19 protein-coding genes and 1 pseudogene are annotated in these 17,700 nt (G+C 50.0%); 9 read left to right on the top strand and 11 right to left on the bottom strand.

The window, feature by feature from the left end:
- Positions 1–76 precede the first annotated feature (76 nt).
- A complete protein-coding gene (locus tag JZI27_RS18510; RefSeq protein ID WP_251243705.1) occupies positions 77–946 on the top strand; it encodes a LysR family transcriptional regulator in 870 nt (289 codons plus the stop codon).
- Here the strand turns inward: JZI27_RS18510 and JZI27_RS18505 are convergent.
- Positions 927–1,580 (bottom strand): FMN-binding negative transcriptional regulator, encoded by a 654-nt coding sequence (locus tag JZI27_RS18505; RefSeq protein WP_251243704.1) that lies wholly within the window; start codon positions 1,578–1,580, stop codon positions 927–929. The two genes, JZI27_RS18510 and JZI27_RS18505, sit on opposite strands and share 20 nt — an antisense overlap.
- 86 nt (positions 1,581–1,666) lie before the next feature.
- Here JZI27_RS18505 and JZI27_RS18500 point away from each other — a divergent pair, with 86 nt between their 5' ends.
- Positions 1,667–2,065 (top strand): GNAT family N-acetyltransferase, encoded by a 399-nt coding sequence (locus tag JZI27_RS18500; protein WP_280208618.1) that lies wholly within the window; start codon positions 1,667–1,669, stop codon positions 2,063–2,065.
- Here the strand turns inward: JZI27_RS18500 and coaA are convergent.
- Positions 2,060–2,986 carry a type I pantothenate kinase gene (coaA, locus tag JZI27_RS18495; protein WP_280208615.1) on the bottom strand — a complete coding sequence of 309 codons (927 nt, stop codon included), beginning with the start codon at positions 2,984–2,986 and terminating at the stop codon, positions 2,060–2,062. The genes JZI27_RS18500 and coaA overlap by 6 nt on opposite strands.
- 239 nt (positions 2,987–3,225) lie before the next feature.
- On the opposite strand from coaA, the gene JZI27_RS18490 reads away from it, so the two are divergent.
- Complete coding sequence (locus tag JZI27_RS18490) at positions 3,226–3,963, top strand: cyclase family protein (RefSeq protein ID WP_122910764.1); 738 nt, start codon at positions 3,226–3,228, stop codon at positions 3,961–3,963.
- Between the two features lie 36 nt (positions 3,964–3,999).
- Here JZI27_RS18490 and JZI27_RS18485 read toward each other — a convergent pair whose 3' ends face one another.
- From JZI27_RS18485 to JZI27_RS18450, 8 genes are all read right to left on the bottom strand, one after another.
- On the bottom strand, positions 4,000–4,257 hold the full coding sequence (locus JZI27_RS18485) for a hypothetical protein (RefSeq protein ID WP_251243702.1): 258 nt from the start codon (positions 4,255–4,257) through the stop codon (positions 4,000–4,002).
- Between the two features lie 266 nt (positions 4,258–4,523).
- A complete protein-coding gene (locus tag JZI27_RS18480) occupies positions 4,524–4,976 on the bottom strand; it encodes a Dps family protein (protein WP_251243701.1) in 453 nt (150 codons plus the stop codon).
- Between the two features lie 79 nt (positions 4,977–5,055).
- A complete protein-coding gene (locus JZI27_RS18475) occupies positions 5,056–6,258 on the bottom strand; it encodes a M20 metallopeptidase family protein (RefSeq protein ID WP_251243700.1) in 1,203 nt (400 codons plus the stop codon).
- Positions 6,255–7,184, bottom strand: a complete 930-nt coding sequence (locus tag JZI27_RS18470; protein ID WP_280208611.1) for a S66 peptidase family protein — start codon at positions 7,182–7,184, stop codon at positions 6,255–6,257. Before JZI27_RS18470 ends, JZI27_RS18475 begins: the two co-directional genes overlap by 4 nt.
- A gap of 19 nt (positions 7,185–7,203) precedes the next feature.
- Positions 7,204–8,841: a peptide ABC transporter substrate-binding protein gene (locus JZI27_RS18465; protein ID WP_280208610.1), complete on the bottom strand. Its 1,638-nt coding sequence runs from the start codon at positions 8,839–8,841 to the stop codon at positions 7,204–7,206.
- A gap of 338 nt (positions 8,842–9,179) precedes the next feature.
- Positions 9,180–10,598 carry a HAMP domain-containing sensor histidine kinase gene (locus tag JZI27_RS18460; protein WP_280208609.1) on the bottom strand — a complete coding sequence of 473 codons (1,419 nt, stop codon included), beginning with the start codon at positions 10,596–10,598 and terminating at the stop codon, positions 9,180–9,182.
- Positions 10,579–11,268, bottom strand: a complete 690-nt coding sequence (locus tag JZI27_RS18455; protein ID WP_122910773.1) for a response regulator transcription factor — start codon at positions 11,266–11,268, stop codon at positions 10,579–10,581. The genes JZI27_RS18460 and JZI27_RS18455 overlap by 20 nt, the downstream gene beginning before the upstream one ends.
- Before the next feature lie 163 nt (positions 11,269–11,431).
- The gene (locus JZI27_RS18450) at positions 11,432–12,163 is read right to left on the bottom strand and encodes a stalk domain-containing protein (protein WP_122910774.1); all 732 of its coding nucleotides are present in this window, start codon (positions 12,161–12,163) and stop codon (positions 11,432–11,434) included.
- A gap of 393 nt (positions 12,164–12,556) precedes the next feature.
- Here JZI27_RS18450 and JZI27_RS18445 point away from each other — a divergent pair, with 393 nt between their 5' ends.
- From JZI27_RS18445 to JZI27_RS18420, 6 genes and pseudogenes are all read left to right on the top strand, one after another.
- Entirely contained in the window at positions 12,557–13,054 is a 498-nt protein-coding gene (locus JZI27_RS18445) for a cation:proton antiporter regulatory subunit (protein WP_280208608.1), read from the top strand.
- Between the two features lie 2 nt (positions 13,055–13,056).
- Positions 13,057–14,295, top strand: coding sequence for a cation:proton antiporter (locus JZI27_RS18440; RefSeq protein WP_122910841.1), 1,239 nt, complete (start codon positions 13,057–13,059; stop codon positions 14,293–14,295).
- A gap of 238 nt (positions 14,296–14,533) precedes the next feature.
- Positions 14,534–14,950: an NUDIX domain-containing protein gene (locus JZI27_RS18435; protein WP_280208607.1), complete on the top strand. Its 417-nt coding sequence runs from the start codon at positions 14,534–14,536 to the stop codon at positions 14,948–14,950.
- A gap of 32 nt (positions 14,951–14,982) precedes the next feature.
- On the top strand, positions 14,983–15,924 hold the full coding sequence (locus JZI27_RS18430) for an acetamidase/formamidase family protein (protein WP_280208605.1): 942 nt from the start codon (positions 14,983–14,985) through the stop codon (positions 15,922–15,924).
- 65 nt (positions 15,925–15,989) lie between these two features.
- Positions 15,990–16,802, top strand: a complete 813-nt coding sequence (locus JZI27_RS18425) for an alpha/beta hydrolase (RefSeq protein ID WP_348521371.1) — start codon at positions 15,990–15,992, stop codon at positions 16,800–16,802.
- Positions 16,766–17,014 (top strand): annotated as a pseudogene (locus JZI27_RS18420) (DoxX family protein); the annotation flags it as partial. The gene JZI27_RS18425 and the pseudogene JZI27_RS18420, both read left to right, overlap by 37 nt.
- Positions 17,015–17,026: 12 nt before the next feature.
- Here the strand turns inward: JZI27_RS18420 and JZI27_RS18415 are convergent.
- A complete protein-coding gene (locus tag JZI27_RS18415) occupies positions 17,027–17,674 on the bottom strand; it encodes a precorrin-2 dehydrogenase/sirohydrochlorin ferrochelatase family protein (protein WP_122910779.1) in 648 nt (215 codons plus the stop codon).
- Positions 17,675–17,700 lie beyond the last annotated feature (26 nt).

Genomic DNA, 17,700 nt, shown 5'->3' with positions numbered 1-17,700 from the left:
GATATGAAAAATATCGAGTAAATCTACTTTTCATATCTTTTTCATATGGAAGACTGCAGAAAGGGGCATTCAGATCTTGGATATTCGCCAATTGCGTTACTTTATCGCCATCGCAGAGGAAGGCCAGATCACTGCAGCAGCAAAAAGGCTGAACATGGCCCAGCCCCCGCTCAGTCAGCAGTTAAAGCAAATGGAGGATGAACTGGGAACCAGTCTCGTCGAGCGCTTCGGAAAGCGGATCGAGCTGACGGAAGCGGGTCATTCCTTGTACAAGCAAGCCGTCAACATTGTACATCAGATGGAGGAAGCCATCGCGGAGGTCAAAGAAACAGGCGATGGCTTCCGCGGCACCCTCTCTATCGGAGTAAGTGCCTTGTCCGCCTATCGCCTGCCTGAGCAAATTCGGCTGTTTCAGCAAAAATATCCGCTGATCACCTACAAAGTATGGAAGGGAGACACCCAGCTGCTGAACCAGTGGCTGGAGCGCCGTTCCATTGAAGTGGCTATCGTCCGGCTCCCTCATTCCTTGCATAATTGTATGACGATCCCTTTGGAGGAGGAGCCCTTCGTCCTGATCGTCCCCTCCAGTTCAGCCTTTGCGACCAAAAAACAAATTCACATGCGTGAAATCGCAGACCTCCCGCTGATTATGCCGAGTATTCCCGGTCTGGGCATCTACGACTTGATCGTCAAGGAATTCGCCAGACTGGGTGTCTCCCCTCACGTGATCTGCGAATGTCCGGATATATCCCTCATCGCTAACATGGTAGGCGCTCAAGTCGGTGCCTCCATTGTCCCCCTCTCCGCCTGGGAGACACATCGCAGCGAGCACATCCAGGGGGTCCAGATCGAAGGAACAACGATTCACTCGGCTGCTGCTGTGGTCTGGCAGTCTGGACGCCATCTGTCCAAGGCAGCCAAACGGTTTATCGAGATGTTTTCGTAAACACCTGATTGGCTCTGGATTCCTCCAGGATTCGCATGGCAGCAGCCACAGACTGCTCCTGTTCTCCTCCAGCTTCAAGCTTGGCGATGATAGCTGCCCGATCCTCGCTGCTCCGATTCTGGCTCAGCTTGTACTTGCCTTCCACCCGCTCCAGCTTGATTTCAAAGCAGAGGATGCCTGCAAGAAGGCCACTCATCATCTGTGCAGGCACAGCCTCCCAGGTGACAGGCTGCTCCTGGGACTGCTCGTATTTAGCAAGCAGATCGCGCATCCTGTATTCGATCTCCTCAGGCGAAGAGATGAGCTTTGCCTTTCCATAAGCATGTACGGCCATATAATTCCAGGTCGGCACACTCGGCTTCGCGTACCAGGAGGATGAGATGTAAGCGTGAGGTCCCTGAAAGACTGCAAGCACCGAATCCGGCTCCTTTTCCAGCGCTTCTCCCTGCGGATTGCTTCGAGCGAGATGACCGGTCAGATACAGCTCTTCTCCCCTTACTTCCACTTCAAGAGGGAGATGCGTCACAGTGGGAATCCCATCCTCTGTCGTGATCAACAGGGCAAACGGATGGCGCTGCATGAAAGTGACCAACTCATCCTGATCCGTAACGGCAAAATAGGGTGGAATATACATGAAAAAGCCCCCTCTCGTTTCTTCTCATCCTAGCATGTGCAGACCTTTTGGCTAGGGGCAATTTTGCACAAAAACAGGGGGGCAGTTTGCATCTGATTTACAGGTCTTTTTCTGACTGTACCGCAATGCCGTTACGCTGGAACAAGGCTGCCGTCAACACAACGAGCTTCGTCATAGAGAAAGACGAGATGCTGGTTGCCTTTTTGATCGGCTTTCAGTCTCAAACACACGCCAATGAAGCCTACATTCATTTCATCGGGGTTCATCCCGATTATCGGAAGCATGGGTTTGCACGGGAACTGTATAATCGATTCTTCCAGAATATCCGCGAAAAAGGGTGTGATACCGTTCGCTGCATTACCTCACCCGTTAACGAAGGCTCTGTGAGGTTCCATACACAAATGGGCTTTAACTCGTCTCTGGCAACCGATTACGCGGGTCCCGGGCAAAACCGGATACTCTTTGTCAAGCACTTGCCTCTATAGTCTGCGCAGCTTCACGCGCTGCACCATATGATTTTGTCCCTTTTCCAAAATCAGACGTGCCCTCACGCGGGTCGGCAATATATTTTCACGCAAATTCAGTCCATTGATCTCCGACCAGATTCCTGTCGCGACTTCAACAGCTTCGTCGTCGGACAGACTGGCGTAACGCCGGAAATACGAAGCAGGGTTGGAGAAGGCAGTCTGCCGCAAAACTTTGAAACGATCTACGTACCATTGCAAAATATCCTGCTCCTTGGCATCCACATAGATCGAGAAATCGAAGAAATCTGATACAATCAGCTCGGAGATGCTCTCGTCTTTTGGCGGCTGCAGGACGTTCAGTCCTTCTACGATCAAAATGTCTGGCTGGCGAACCGTTTGCCACTGATCGGAAACAATGTCATACACCAGGTGGGAGTACACAGGTGCCGATACTTCGGTCACCCCTGATTTGATCTCTGTCAAAAACCGGATGAAGCGACGCAGATCGTAGCTTTCCGGAAATCCTTTGCGCTTCATGATCCCCCGCTCTTCCAGCACACGGTTGGGATACAGAAACCCGTCAGTCGTAACCAGCTCTACCTTGGGGTGATTGGGCCAGCGAGACAAGAGCGTTTGCAAAATCCTGGCTGTCGTGCTTTTCCCTACGGCGACACTGCCCGCAATTCCAATGATGAAAGGAACCTTGGCATCCTCAATCCCCAAAAACGTATGCGAAGCCTGGTGTAGCTCTTGTGTTGCTCCTACATGCAAATTCAACAGCCTCGAGAGTGGCAAATACACATCCGATACTTCGTCGATCGAGATATTTTCATTGACACCCTGCAAACAGGCAAGCTCTTCATCCGATATGGTCAACCGCGTAGAAGCTCGCAACTGCTTCCACTGCTCGCGATTAAAGGTTACGTATGGTGATGCCATCATGTACATCCTTTCCATCATGAAAGTGCTTACTTCATTTATTACACAGCTAGTTTACACCAGTTCGCACTCTCTTGGGAATAACACAGGGTTTTTTTGAATGATGAACGGCTACACGAAGAATAGGAAAATCCAATATAAACCAATAACCTTACTAACTCTATATTGACACTCGGAATTGAACAGTTTAAAGTATTCCGTAATTAATAAGATTAAATACGGATGAATGAGGTGAGCGGATGGCAAACGATTTGATTCAAGCATTAAAATGGCTGAAAGAGAAAGAATGGGTGGACCTGACGCATACATTTGGTCCAGAGTCTCCTCATTTTTCAGCTTTCGAACCAGCTGATTTTACTACTTTATTTACACATGACGACGGTTTTTTTGCACAAAGATTTACTTTCCCTGGTCAGTACGGAACTCACATTGACGCACCGATTCATTTTGTGCGAAACACGAGATTTCTGGATCAAATCGAGCTGAAGGAGCTTGTCTTGCCGCTCGTTGTCATCGATAAATCCAAAGAAGCTTCCGAAAATAACGATTATTCCCTGAGTGTTGAGGATATTGTGCAGTTTGAAGCAGAGCATGGACAGATCGAGGAAGGGTCGTTCGTTGCCCTGCGCACGGACTGGAGCAAGCGTTGGCCGGATTGGGACGCCTTTAACAACAAAGATGCAGATGGCCATAACCATGCACCTGGATGGTCTCTCGCAGCGCTGAAATTTTTATTTGAAGAAAGAAAGATTAAAGCAGTTGGCCACGAAACCTTTGATACAGATGCAAGCATAGACTACCAGAAAAACGGTGCTCTGCTTGGCGAGTATTATGTGCTTGAACAAGATACGTATCAAATCGAGCTGTTGACCAACCTGGACAAGGTCCCCGCAAAGGGAGCTGTCATTGTCAATATTGTCCCGAAACCGGAAAAAGCATCCGGATTCCCTGTGCGTTCTTTTGCCATCCTGCCCTAACCTCTTGCGGATTCAAAAAGGCTGTCCCCCTGTCAATCAGACAATAGGGACAGCCTTTTGTTCGTTATTCCTGACGAAAACGGGCCAAACTGCTGCCAGTACATAACTGAAGCCCGTCGAGAGAAGATTGCGCACGAACAGAAGCAGGATGGATTTTTGAAGATAAGCAAGCATGCAAAACAGGATAAAAGCGATAAAATAGCCGTACAAACGCTGACCATAGGCATCCCAAGCCATTCCTATATATGTAAAGGGAACCAGGTGCAATAGTAATACAATCCAATTTCTGCTCAAGAGAAATACCCCCATTTTTTCTACACCTATTAAAGGGGGTTCTTCGAAAAACGAAAAGTACCAACTTTTATGGGTACCAGCTAACGGGTCCACCTCACCCCATCTGCTGATCCACCCACCCTCTCCCCTGACCTGTGGTTGGAAAAGCTCGGTCAATTACCGCCTCCTCTGCACTTTCACGATTTTTGGACATCGGTTTATCAGACGATTACAAACTAGAAAAAAGAGCTGGAACCAGACCACTGGCTTCAGCTCTTTCCTTTTTCTTATTTCCCCAAATAGGCTTGCAGCATCCAAACATGCTTTTCGAGGCTGTTGCTCATACCCACGAACATGTCAGCAGTCGCATCGTCATCCGCAGCCTCGGCTGCTGCAATTCCTTCCTTCAACTCGTTGATCAGGGTATTAAAGTCGTTGACAACGGACTGCACCATTTGTTCTGCGGTTTCTCCACCGGAAGCCTCCTGGATGGAAGCTTGCTGCATACAGGCTTTCATCGTAGAGACAGGCTTGCCGTTTTTCGCAAGCAATCGTTCTGCCAGCTCATCTACATAAGATGCAGCCTCGTTGTACAGCTCTTCAAATTTGCTATGCAGCGTAAAAAAATGGGGTCCAGTCACATACCAGTGAAAATGATGCAGCTTTATAAAGAGCACAGACCAGTTGGCAACCTGCTTGTTCAGCACTTCAGTGACAGGACGGCTCATCGTAATGCTCATGATACGGCTCTCTTCCTTTCATGGAAAATCTTATTGGCGTCTGTAGTGTTCCCGCCTCAAGCCGTATCCTATACGCCTGCTAGCGCTGCTCCTTCTCCTGCAAATAAACCAGTGTATTCAATGCCTGCATGGCAGCACCCACTGCCAAGCTGCTCTCATCCAAATCAAATCGCGGATGGTGAACAGGATAGACGCACCCCATCTCTTCATTGCGCACGCCTAAATGGAAAAAGGCACCTGGAACATGCTCTGCGAAATACGCGAAGTCTTCTACCCCCATGTTGGGCAGCTCATTGACACGCACTTTTTGTTCTCCCAGCATCTCTTCCCCGTTGCGTTTCACCAGATCGACCAGCTCATCATTGTTGATGAGCGAGGTGTAGCCTTCCTCATACTCCACTTCAGCCTCTCCACCCAGACTGCGAGCCGTCCATTCGGCCACCTCGCGAATTCTCTCCTTGACCTGCTCGCGTACACTTCTTTCCAGCGTACGGATCGTTCCGGTCAATTTGACCTCCTGAGCCAGGATGTTGTTGGCTGTCCCCCCGGAGATGATGCCGATCGTAATAACTGCCGATCGGCGCGGATCTACGTTGCGGCTGACAATCGTCTGCAATGCCGTAATGACATGAGCAGCAATGACAATGGCATCTCGTCCCATGTGCGGATAGGCGCCGTGTCCGTTTTCACCGCGCACGATAATGCTCAAGTCATCGGAGGAAGCGTTCATTTGACCGTATTTGACTCCGATCTGTCCAGCTGGAATATCGCTGGAGACATGCAGACCAAATACCGCATCCACCTTGGGATTTTCCAGCACGCCTTCCTGAATCATCGGCAATGCGCCGCCTACCGTCTCCTCAGCTGGCTGGAAAAACAGCTTTACATTGCCCGCCAGCTCAGCCTTGTAGGAATGGAGGATACGTGCAGCCCCCAGCAGGCAGGTCATGTGCGCATCGTGACCACAGGCATGCATTTTCCCCGGTACCTTCGAGCGGTATTCGCGGTCTTCTGCTTCCAGGATCGGCAACGCATCCATGTCTCCGCGCAGAGCGACAGTCGCACCAGGGCGTGCCCCTTCGATCAGACCTACAATCCCAGTTCCCGCCGATTTGGTGTAGGGAATCCCCATTTCATCCAGATAGCGCATGATTTGCTCCTGGGTGCGGAATTCTTCGAGTCCAATTTCCGGATACTGGTGAAAATCACGACGAACCTCTGTCAACCAAGGCAATATCTCCTGTGCCTGCTGCCAAACCTGTTCTTTTTTCACGCTGCTCATACTGTCACACTCTCCTCAATAGTTAATACGCCACTCGTCGCATCCAATGTCGCATGGACGCCGAAAGGCAAAGCCATGTTGTTCGCTCCATGACCGATCTGAATGTTCCAAATCATCGGCTTTTGATAAGGCACGACGATGTTCTGGAACACGTCCCAAACCGAGAAGCCCTCCCGTTTTTTTGGTTCACAGTTGGTCCAGGTACCGAGAATCACCCCGGCGCAATCATCAAATAGTCCACCCAATGCCAGCTGTGTCAGCATCCGGTCGATACGATACGGTTCCTCGTCAATATCCTCCAGGAACAGCAGCTTGCCTCTGGTATCCAGCTCATATGGGGTTCCCATCAAAGCAGCGACAAGAGCCAGATTTCCTCCCACAATAGGACCGCTCGCCTGGCCATCCACCATGCAGATGACCTCTTCCTCCGGCGGGTTGATCATTTCGCCCAACGGTTCAGGTTCTGTCAGCGCACGCAACAAATAGGACATGGACCAGTCATCCAATCCGCGAGCCAGACAAGACGAAGCCATCGGACCGTGCAGTGTTGCCAGGTTGGCGTCTTGACCAAAAACCGTATGTAGTGCCGTGATGTCGCTATACCCGACGAACAGCTTGGGATTTTGTGCGATGCAGTCGTAATCCAGCAGGGGCAGGATTTGCGGGGCACCGTAACCGCCCCGCAAACAAAGGATGCCGTCCACCTGATCGTCCGCGAACATGGCGTTCAGCTCAGCCGCACGAAGCTGTGGTGTTCCTGCCAGATAGCCTCCGTAGGTTTGTCTGCACGTTTCCCCAACCTTCACCTTGAAGCCCAGTTCCTCGACTTTCGCAATCGCTTTTGGCAGCAGCTCCAGGTCTCCCGGGCTAGAGGGCGCTACAATGCCAATGGTATCCCCTGCTTGCCATGCTCTTCCTTTGTTCATCTCTCATTTCTCCTCTTTTTTATTCGAGATAAGCCCATTTTAAGTCGATCTTGCTGAGCGGATCAATCCTTACTCCTTTGACCTTGTCGCTTTGTACCCAGGCATTCACATCACTGAAGATCCCGGTCAAAGGCATTTCCTCCATCAGCAAGGTCTCGGCTTCCAATAGAATTTGCTTCCGTTTTTCTTCGTCCGTCTCCACGTACGATTTCTGGATCAGCTCGGAATAAGCAGGGTTGTGCCAGCGTGTAATATTGGACGAGCTGTACTTCCCGATGAATTTCTGCAAGAAGTTGATAGGATCATTGTAGTCCGCCGTCCAACTGGAACGGGTAATCTCAAACTTTCCCTGCTCCTGATCATCCAGATAGACCTTGGTTTCCTTGTTCAAAAGCTTTACATCAACACCGAGAACGTTTTTCCAGGTGGCTTGCAGCGTTTCCGCGATCGCTTTGTTGCGGTCAGAGGTGTTGTACAGGTACGTAATTTCCGGCAGCTTCGTAATGCCCAGCTCCCTCATGCCTTCTTCCAGCAGCTTTTTCGCTTCCTCCGGCTGATTGTCAGCAAAGAATCCATCCGGCTTCAAGCTGGCCGTAATAGGCGTGATCCCCATCAAAGGCGTCTGTCCAGCCTGCCCGATGTTGTCGGCGATTTCCTTTCGATTGATCGCGTAGGCGAATGCCTTGCGTACCTTGACGTTGGTAAACGGCACCCGCTCGGCATTGAAGCGAATGTAGTACGACGTAGCCTTGGGCTTCGTTTGCAGCTTGCCATCCTGCATGAGCGGAGCAATCGCATCGATGGGAAGACCGCTGATCGGATTCCCAGCCCAGTCCAGATCATCGTTGTCAAACATGGACAGCTCCGTATTGGCATCCGAGATCATCGAGAACTCGATCTTGTCCAGCTTGACGACATCAGCTTCCCAATACGTCTCGTTCTTTACCAGCACAATCTTGTTTTTATGCCGCCACTCCTCCAGCTTGAAAGGGCCATTGGTGACGATGGTCTTCGGATCGTTCGCCCATTTGGGATTGGACTCCGCTACCTTTTTATTCACCGCTGGCAGGAATGAGACCAATGTCGGGAAGAAGGGAGTAGGATTTTCCAACGTGACCTGCAGCGTCTTGTCATCCATCGCCTTCACGCCTACGTCCTCGATCTTGGCTTGTCCAGCCGTAAAGGCTTGCCCGTTCTTGATGCTGTAGTAGTTGTAGGAGGCTGGAGAGCCTGTTTTCGGATCGAGTGCACTCTTCCAGGTGTACTCGAAATCATGCGCGGTGACCGGATCGCCATTGGACCACAAAGCGTCGCGCAGAGTGAAGGTATAGGTCAGCTTGTCCGCTGACAGCTTCATGTCGGATGCAAGCGAGTTGACCGGATTGCCATTCTCGTCGAGGCGAGTCAGGCTGTCGTAAATCTGGCGGATGACAGATCCTGAGACGGTATCCTCTGCAAAAATCGGATCAAGCGTGGCTGGCTCCTCCATGTTCAATCGCATGACCTGTGGCCCTTGCTTTGTCGCTTCCGAAGCCGGTGCTTCGGCAGTTGACGGAGCAGGCTGGGTAGCAGGAGCACTCCCCCCTCCGCTACAGGCAGATAACAAGCTTCCTGCTACGAGCAGGATACTCCCATATGAAGCAATCCGCTTTTTCATGTGAGATCACTCTCTCCTTATTGACCTTAATCAGCAATAAGCATGCCAGTCTAAAAGAGTGCCTCTTCCTCTCCTCTTCTATTCAACCTCGAATTATACTATCTAAAAATTGCTACTATTCAAACGTAATGGTCTATTCAGAACGGAATTGATCCAATTCAAGATTGAATTGGATCTACGATACATTGACTTTATTCCTTCACCCCCGTTGGCTGCCACCCCTGCTACTACCTCTACTCGTATACATTCCAGATTCATCCGCTCACTCCTTCAAGGGAAATGCCCGGAATTGATACAAGAAATCGAAAAGCTTCACCAGGCTCGGTGAAGCTTTTCTTTCATCCCGATATTTTTGGCAGGATCAACGTAAACGTAGAGCCATTGGCATCGCTTTTGGTCAGGATGAGATCCCCTCCCAATGCTCGTGCCATCATTTTTGAAAAAGACAGACCCAGTCCGAGACCCCTGACCTTTTCTTTTTTGTTGCTCCCTCTGAAAAAGCGTTCAAACACCAGCGACTGCTCCTCTTCTCTTATCCCCTTGCCGTTATCCGTAACATCGATGCGAAGCTCCGACTCTTTTTCATAGAGATGCAATTCAATAACGCCATCGTCTGTAACTGCTTGTCTGGCATTGTTCAGCAGATTGATCAAGATTTGCTGCACGCGTCCAGGGTCTACCAGAATCGTCCATTCCTGATCCGGCATGCGCGTGGTTAGAGTGATCGTCTCGACATCCTGTCCGATCTGCCACTGGGAGGCAATCTCGTGAATCAGCTTGTTCAAATTCTGCGCTTCTGGCTGAACAGTGATCTCGCCAACCGCAAACGAGTTAAAATCGAGCAAATCTTCTACCATTTTTTCCAGCCGCTTGGTTTCATTGAGACAAATCTCCAGAAATTCTCTTTCCTCGTCACCTGAGACGACCTTGTCATTGATCGCCTGAATCAAGCCACTGATCGAGGTGACAGGTGTTTTCAGCTCATGGGTGACGCCTGCCAAAAGCTCCGTGCGCGTGCGTTCCAGCTGCCGCAGTCGATCCGCCATCTCTTTGAAGGTGTGAACCAGCTCGTGAATCTCTCGTTCCTTGATGTTTTTCGTAATTGTCACATCATAATTGCCTTCTACGATTTGCTTGGCTGCTTCCACCACGTCCTCGATCGGTCTAGATAGCTTTTTCGAGTGAAAGTAGATGACAGCCCAGCCGAGGACACCGAGACTGCCCAGCATGATGACCAAATATTGCAGCTGCTCCTTGTTTACGCGGATGTCTGTTTCCGGGAACAGCAAAATAATGGTCCCCAGCTTTTGCAGGTCATTCTCCAGGTCTTTTTTGACGACAAACAGCGTGTCTCCGTGACGGGACTTGACCTTATCCGCCTTTTCTGCAATCTCCAGCACACGATCCAGATCTTCTTCAAAGGACGAGGGCAATCCCGACTTTTTATAGATGATCTGGTCATGCTCGTCCTTGATGAACAGCAGCAGGTTGCGGTCTACTCCCATAAAACGGCGCCTGCTCTCCAATATTTGATGCAGAGTCTCCCCCACATAGAGCTTTCCTTCATCGTCCACGACGCGATCCGCTACCTCTTCCGCGAACAAGCGGGTTACATCCAGCTGCTTTTCGGTTGCTGCGTCCTTGATCCAGATGGACGAGACAATCCCGATGATCAGCAGCCCCACGCACAGTGTCAACAGATAGCGGGTCGTCCAGTACCTAAGCAGAGAGATGGGTTTATTGCTTTGTAAATACACTGAACTGATAACCCACCCCTCTTAGCGTTTTGATCTCCCCTTCGGAGGCGGGCCAATTCTGCAAGGTTTTCCGAATTCTTTTAATCGCCAGATCTACTGCCCGGTCGCTTCCCTCGTAGTCCATCCCCCACAAATGCTCGATCAGCTGCTCGCGCGAATATGTACGGTTGGGATTCTGGGCCAGGAAAAGCAGCAAGGACAAGTCCTTTGGATGGAATTGCAGATCGATGCCATGCAAAGTGACGCTATGTGATTTGAAATTGATCTTGAGATTACCAAACAGTCGGGTTTCCTGATCCTTGTCCAGAATCACGGAACGACGCATAACCGCGTTGACCCGGGCTACAACTTCCTCTGCCACAAACGGCTTGGTGATATAGTCATCTGCTCCCTGGTTGAATCCCTTCAGCTTTTGATCGGTCTGTCCCAGTGCCGTCAGCATGATCACCGGACAGGAGCTTTTCTCCCGGATATACTGCAGGACATCCCAGCCACTCATTTCGGGCAGCATGACGTCCAGCAGAACAAGATCCGGCTTTTGCTCATCAAAAATACGAATCGCATCGACACCGTCATCTGCTTGCCATACCTGATATTCCTCTTTTTGCAAATAGGCTTTTAAGACACGGGAAATGACGATTTCATCTTCCACCAGTAATATCTGTTTCATGAATGCCGCTCCTGATTCAAAGACATGGTTTCTTCTTTCGCTTCTTCCAGTCTACCTCTTTTCTCTTTATATTGGGATTCCTTCATTTTGGAAATAGGAAAAAAGCCTTGCTTTTCCCAGATAGGGAGCATGCAAGGCTTTGTGTCGCGATTATAAAACTTTATTAATACTCCTCGAAATAGAGGTCATCATCGTAATCTGCTTCGAATTCGTACAGTTCTTCATCTTCATCGCTATCGATGATATAACCGGTGATATCTGCTTCGAATACATCCCAGATGTCATCGATGATATTTTGAACCAATTTTTCTTTTCTGCTCTCAGACAGATCGTCGAACTCATCAGCCCAATCGGACAGGTCGATCTCAATCTCCACTTCGATGTCGTCTTCATCGTCACCGTCGAGGGTAATTTCCCACTCAAGCTCTTCAAAATCGCCCCAGTCGTCGTTTAGCTCTTCCTCAAGGTCAGCTAATTCATCATCGAAATCGTCATCGTCGTCGTCATCCAGCTCATCTTCCAGATCTTGAATCTCTTCATTCAAGGCTGCGATCTGGTTTTTCAGACGAGTGATTTCAGCGTCTTTAACAGCAAGCTGCGCTTGGGCACCTGTATCTGGTTTGTCCAGAACGTTGATGGTGTAGTTGGTGCCATCCCAAGTGATGTCTTTGTTGAATACTCCTGCCATCATGCGCAGTGGAATGTACGTGGTTCCATTCACAATGAAAGGCTCGACAGGAGTGGAAACTTGATAGCCGTTATACAAAACTTTGATGTTGTTGTATTTTGCTTGCAGGTTTTTGGTTGCTACTTCCGCGCTCGCGCCAGATGGAATCACAGCCGTTGCCAAAAGCAAACCAGCAGCTGCCGTAGCCAGGTAGTGTTTCTTAAACATAAAAACTCCTCCATTCTCCGGATGTGTTTTCCTATACGTGTTTCTATGTACATCTATTAGATTACATAGAGAACATGTCGAGATGATGTCAAATCCACAATCTTCTATTTTGTATCGCAAGACCAAAAAGACGAAAACAACCAGTTTGACCATATTATTCTAATACATCCTGCCAAACCTTACAATGCGAAATTAATTAAAAATACGCTTACAGGTAAGATTGGAGAAGATGAAGAACAGGCGAATTAGCTTTTGGATGCCTAGCGTACAAAAATGCCCTCTTTTTACAGTTTCATTTGAAATGTTGCGTATTTTCGATACAAATTCATGTATAATAATATGTGCAAACACTGATGTTTGTACAAGGAAAACCACTATGAAGGAGGCTGTTGCATGTTCTCAATCAAGGAATCAGACTTGCCTGGAATTGGTAAAAAATACCAAATCGAAACAAAGAGTGGCGACAAACTTGTCGTTGTCATTCACGATGACGGACGAAGAGAACTCTATCACTTTAATCATGACGACGTGGAAGAGACGATCTCCATGGTAACGTTGGATGATGACGAGGCTCGTCAAATCTCGGCCATCGTTGGTGGTATGACGTACAAACCATCTGCATTGGAAACCGTAGAAGTGGCCTTGGACAAACTGGTGATCGAATGGTTCAAAATCGACTCCGGCTTCGTATGTATCGGCAAGACGATCGGTGAATTGAGCATCCGCCAACAAACAGGGACCAGTATTATTGCGATCATTGAAAAGGATCAAACGCAAACGATCAATCCCGGTCCTGACCAGGTCTTGACTGCAGGCGCGACACTCGTAGTCGCGGGAGAACGAAAGCAGGTGAAGATGCTCAAAGCCAAGCTAAGTACAGGAGGTGAATGAAATTGGAGCACATCGTCTTTGAAGTCGGTTTGGCTCTTGCCCTCATCGCAGTTGCCGGCTTCATTTCACTAAAACTAAAATTCTCGATTGTCCCCTTCTACATTTTGATTGGTATGGCTGTTGGCCCCCACGCACCCCACTTTGGACTGTTTGACCTCCGCTTTATTGAAAGTGCCCCCCTTATTGAATTTTTAGGCAGGGTTGGCGTCTTGTTTCTCCTCTTTTATCTCGGATTGGAATTTTCCGTCGGACGCTTGATTAAAGCTGGGAAATCCATTGCCGTCGGCGGTACGATTTACATCGCCATCAACTTTACCCTGGGCCTGATGTTTGGATGGGTTGCAGGCTTTCCCTTGAAAGAAACACTCATCATCGCTGGTATCACCACAATTTCCTCCAGCGCCATCGTGGCCAAGGTACTGGTCGATCTCAAACGTACTGCAAATCGCGAAACAGAGATGATTCTCGGCATCATCATGTTCGAAGATATATTTCTGGCCGTGTACATCTCGATCGTATCCGGGCTTGTTCTCAGCGGTGCCACATCGCTTGGAGATGTCCTCACATCCGCTCTGGTAGCGCTTGGCTACATGCTCTTGCTCATCGTCATCGGCCGCAAAGCGGTTCCTTTCCTGAACCGCGCGCTCAATATCAAATCAAATGAAGTGTTTATGATCACGGTCTTTGCCGGATTGTTCATCATTGCTGGTTTTTCCGAAACCATTCACGTAGCTGAAGCGATCGGTGCTCTCCTCGTAGGGCTGATCCTGGCTGAAACAGAGCATATGAAGCGGATTGAACACATGATCTTGCCGTTCCGCGATTTCTTTGGAGCGATGTTCTTTTTCAGTTTCGGTTTGACGATTGACCCGATGTCCCTCGGCGGTGCCATTTGGCTGTCTTTGGGTGCTGTCATCATCACACTGATCGGTAACGTGGCTGCCGGCTTGTTGGCTGGACGTCAAGCGGGCTTGTCTGCAAAAGCTTCTACGAATATCGGTTTGACGATCGTCTCTCGCGGTGAATTCTCGATTATCATGGCGAACCTGGGGAAATCCGGTGGACTTATGGATATCCTCCAGCCCTTCTCAGCTCTGTACGTCCTGATCCTGGCTATTTTGGGACCACTGCTGACCAAGGAATCGAAGCGTATCTTCCAATGGATGAACGCCGTCATTCCACTAGAGCGAAAGCCCAAAGTAAAAGCTCCTTTGCCAGAACAGGAAACCCACTCTCAATAATTCCTGAATGACCGGAATCGCGGGGATTTTGACCTCAATAAACGCAGCGGTAGTTTGGAACGCACCCTACGTCCCAGATTACCGCTGCGTTTATTCCATGACGGACTCTATCAGATGGTTTCGCCCGTCATCTTATGCTATACTTTCTCTTGCTTCTTCCTCTTTTTCGGGTGAAAGAATCAGGATTTTTTCTCGACGAGGTGAGTATCTGAATATTAGAAATTCTGCCAAAGCCCTGGTGATTCATCAAGGGAAGCTACTCGTCACCAAGTGCTACAATCACGAGGAAGGCGTCTATTACCTCCTGCCTGGAGGTGGACAGGAACCTGGTGAAAAGCTTCTCGATACCGTCGTGCGAGAATGCTGGGAAGAGACGGGCTTGCGGGTGATCCCTCACGAATTGCGATTTCTGCGGGAATGTTTCCTGAAAAAAGATGTTCACCGCGTAGAGATGATTTTTACATGCAGCTTAACTGGAAGCTCGGTTCCCGCTCCTGCTGCACAGCTGAATTTGGACGAGGAACAGGTAGGTATCGAGTGGCTTTCACTTGATAACCTCGCTGCTGAACCGTTGTTTCCGCAAGAGCTTCGCACCCTGATCTCGAGTATGTCTTCATTTGCTTCCTCTCCTGTTTATATTGGAGAGATTTTTTAAACGAAATGATCATCCTGCTAGGAGGTTAATTTATGGCTCGTTACTCGCTACGTCCGGAACGGTCTACCCTGCACGGTTCGTTCTCCAAGGAATTCGCACCGATCCTCACGATTCAATCTGGGGATACCGTTCAGTTTGAAACGCTCGACGCAGGTTGGAACGCAGGTCCTTTTCAACCAGGCATGCCGAGAGAAAAGTTTTGCGAAAGAGAGCTTCCCCGCGATCGAGGTCACGCCATGATCGGCCCGATCTTCATCGAAGGGGCTCGTCCCGGAAAAACCTTAGCCATTCAGATCAATGACTTGCAGATCGGTACTTGGGGCTGGAGCAGCGCAGGCGGATTTGAAAGTGTAATCAATAAGCGGTTGGGACTTCACGAAGGGCCAGAGTTTGAGCTTGTCTGGACACTGGATCGCGCGACTCTTACCGGAACCAGCCATCTGGGGCATAAAATCCCCTTGAATCCATTCCTGGGCCTGCTTGGCATGCCGCCAGACGAAGAAGGCTACCACCCCACCCATCCACCACGTTTTTGTGGAGGAAACATAGACTGCAAGGAATTAGTTCCGGGAAGCACCCTTTATCTGCCCATACCGGTCGAGGGCGGTCTTTTTTCCTGCGGGGATGGTCACGCAGCCCAAGGTGACGGCGAAGTAGCCAGTCCTGCCCTGGAATGCCCGATGGAGCTGGTTGACCTGACCTTTCACGTGCTGGATCAGAAGTTAGCTTTTCCACGAGCAGAGACCCCTACCTCCTGGATTGCCTTTGGCTTTCATGAAGATGTCCACGAAGCTGCCATGATTGCCCTGGAAGGCATGCTGGACTGGATGCAGGAGCTATTCGGATTCGAACGCAAGGAAGCCATGACCTTGTCCAGTCTGCTCGTCGACTTGCGGATTACGCAGCTCGTCAATGGTGTGCGTGGCGTTCATGCCATCCTGGAGAAAAGCAAACTGCCTGGCAAGGAGGCGTAGCTTTGCTTAGCTCAGAAGGAACCTTTGCTGGGGCACATGGTGCGGAGCTTTTTTATCGCAGTCTGGTGCCTGTGACATCCCCGAAAGCCGCGGTCATCATCCTGCACGGATTGGGGGATCACAGCGGGGGCATGCAAGCGATCAGCAAATACTTGTGCGAACACCATTATGCGACTTACTCCTTTGATCTGCGTGGTCATGGCAAAAGTCCAGGGACGCGCGGCTATGTCCGCAGGTGGGAGGATTATCGCAGGGATCTGCATTCTTTTCACCAGATTGTTCAAGAGCTGCATGCTGATCTGCCCCTCTTTCTGGTGGCGCACAGCCTTGGCGGATTGATTTGCCTCGACTACTGCCTGCATGAGGACACAGGTATTGCAGGCCTTGCTGCCATCGCACCCGCACTTTCCTACACGTTCAAACCAATGGAAAAATGGCTCATCCTCTTGATGAGCTGCATAAAGCCGGATTATACGGTGGAAAAGCCTGTTCATTCACGCAGTGCACGGGGGTCTGATCGAAACAGCTGGAATCATGGCGATTCACTGCGTCATCAAATTGTCACTCCTGGCTTGGGGCGTGGAATGATCACAGCCCTGAGCTCGCTCCAAAAGCACTCGCCTTCCATCCAGGTGCCCTTTTTATTACAGTACGGCACAGCAGACAGGGTGACACCGCCAGAGCAGCTTCGCGAGTTCTTTGCTAGAATCGGCTCCAGGGACAAACAGCAAATTGCTTATGAACACATGCGTCATCGCCCTTTTGACGAGGAAGGAAATTCGGCCTTTCTCGCAGATTTGTTGAATTGGCTGGAGGATCGGAGCACTTCCCGAACAAGCAACAGCGATACGACTATCCACTGTGGTTCATGTCTGTGACAGGTGCCTTGGAAATGATCGGAGCCATCGCCATGATCGCAGGATTATGGAATCGTCATCTGGCTGCAGGATCGGCGTTCTTGTTTGTCTTCTTAATGTTCGGCGCCATACACGCCCATCTGTTTCGCGCTGATCAGCCCATTGTCATGGCCATTCCCGCAAGCATCTGCCTGATCCTGTCTGTCTGGATTCTCATCCGAAATCTTGGATGACCGAGCTTCTGATCAGAGAGGTTGTTCACGAATGTACCGCTGCACCAGCTCTGACGCCTCCCGATCCCTTCGTTCGATTTCTCCCATCTGCGTCCAGGAAAAAAAACGGTCATTCAGCAATTCACGCAGAATGACCTGCTTGTCTGCATGCGGCAACCCAAGGGACAGGACCCGCTGTCTCATCTCCTTGAGAAAATGCGTGTAAGACTCGTATTCCGGTCCGATCCACTCCTCTACCTGGCGGCGCATTTTTTTCGCCAGACCGGGATTGGCCCCGCCCGTTGAGATGGCGACTTGCAGATCACCGCGCTCTACCATTGCCGGAACGAAGAAGCTGCACAGATCAGGACGATCGACAATATTGACCCACTGATGCGGCTGACACGCGTGATACACGGCCAAATTGACCGCAGGATCACTGGCAGCCGCGATGATGATCGTCATTTCCAGTACATCCTCCGGGCGAAACGCGCGCAGATAGAGGGTCACTTTTTCCTCCTGACACCACTTTTGAATGTCCGCTGTTGCCGTCTGGCCGACTACCGTGACCCTGGCCCCTGCGGCAAGCAAGCTGGCGATTTTCCGTTCCGCCACCTTGCCTGCGCCCACGACGAGGCAAGCTTTGCCCGCTAGATTGACGAACATGGGATAATAGCTCATCCCTGATGCCCTCCTCGCTCCTTGCA

The organism is Brevibacillus sp. AY1 (genome assembly GCF_029870785.1).
In the GTDB taxonomy this organism is placed as follows: domain Bacteria; phylum Bacillota; class Bacilli; order Brevibacillales; family Brevibacillaceae; genus Brevibacillus; species Brevibacillus invocatus.
The sequence above is the reverse complement of the archived record's forward strand: the minus strand, read 5'-3'. Positions and strand labels throughout refer to the sequence as shown.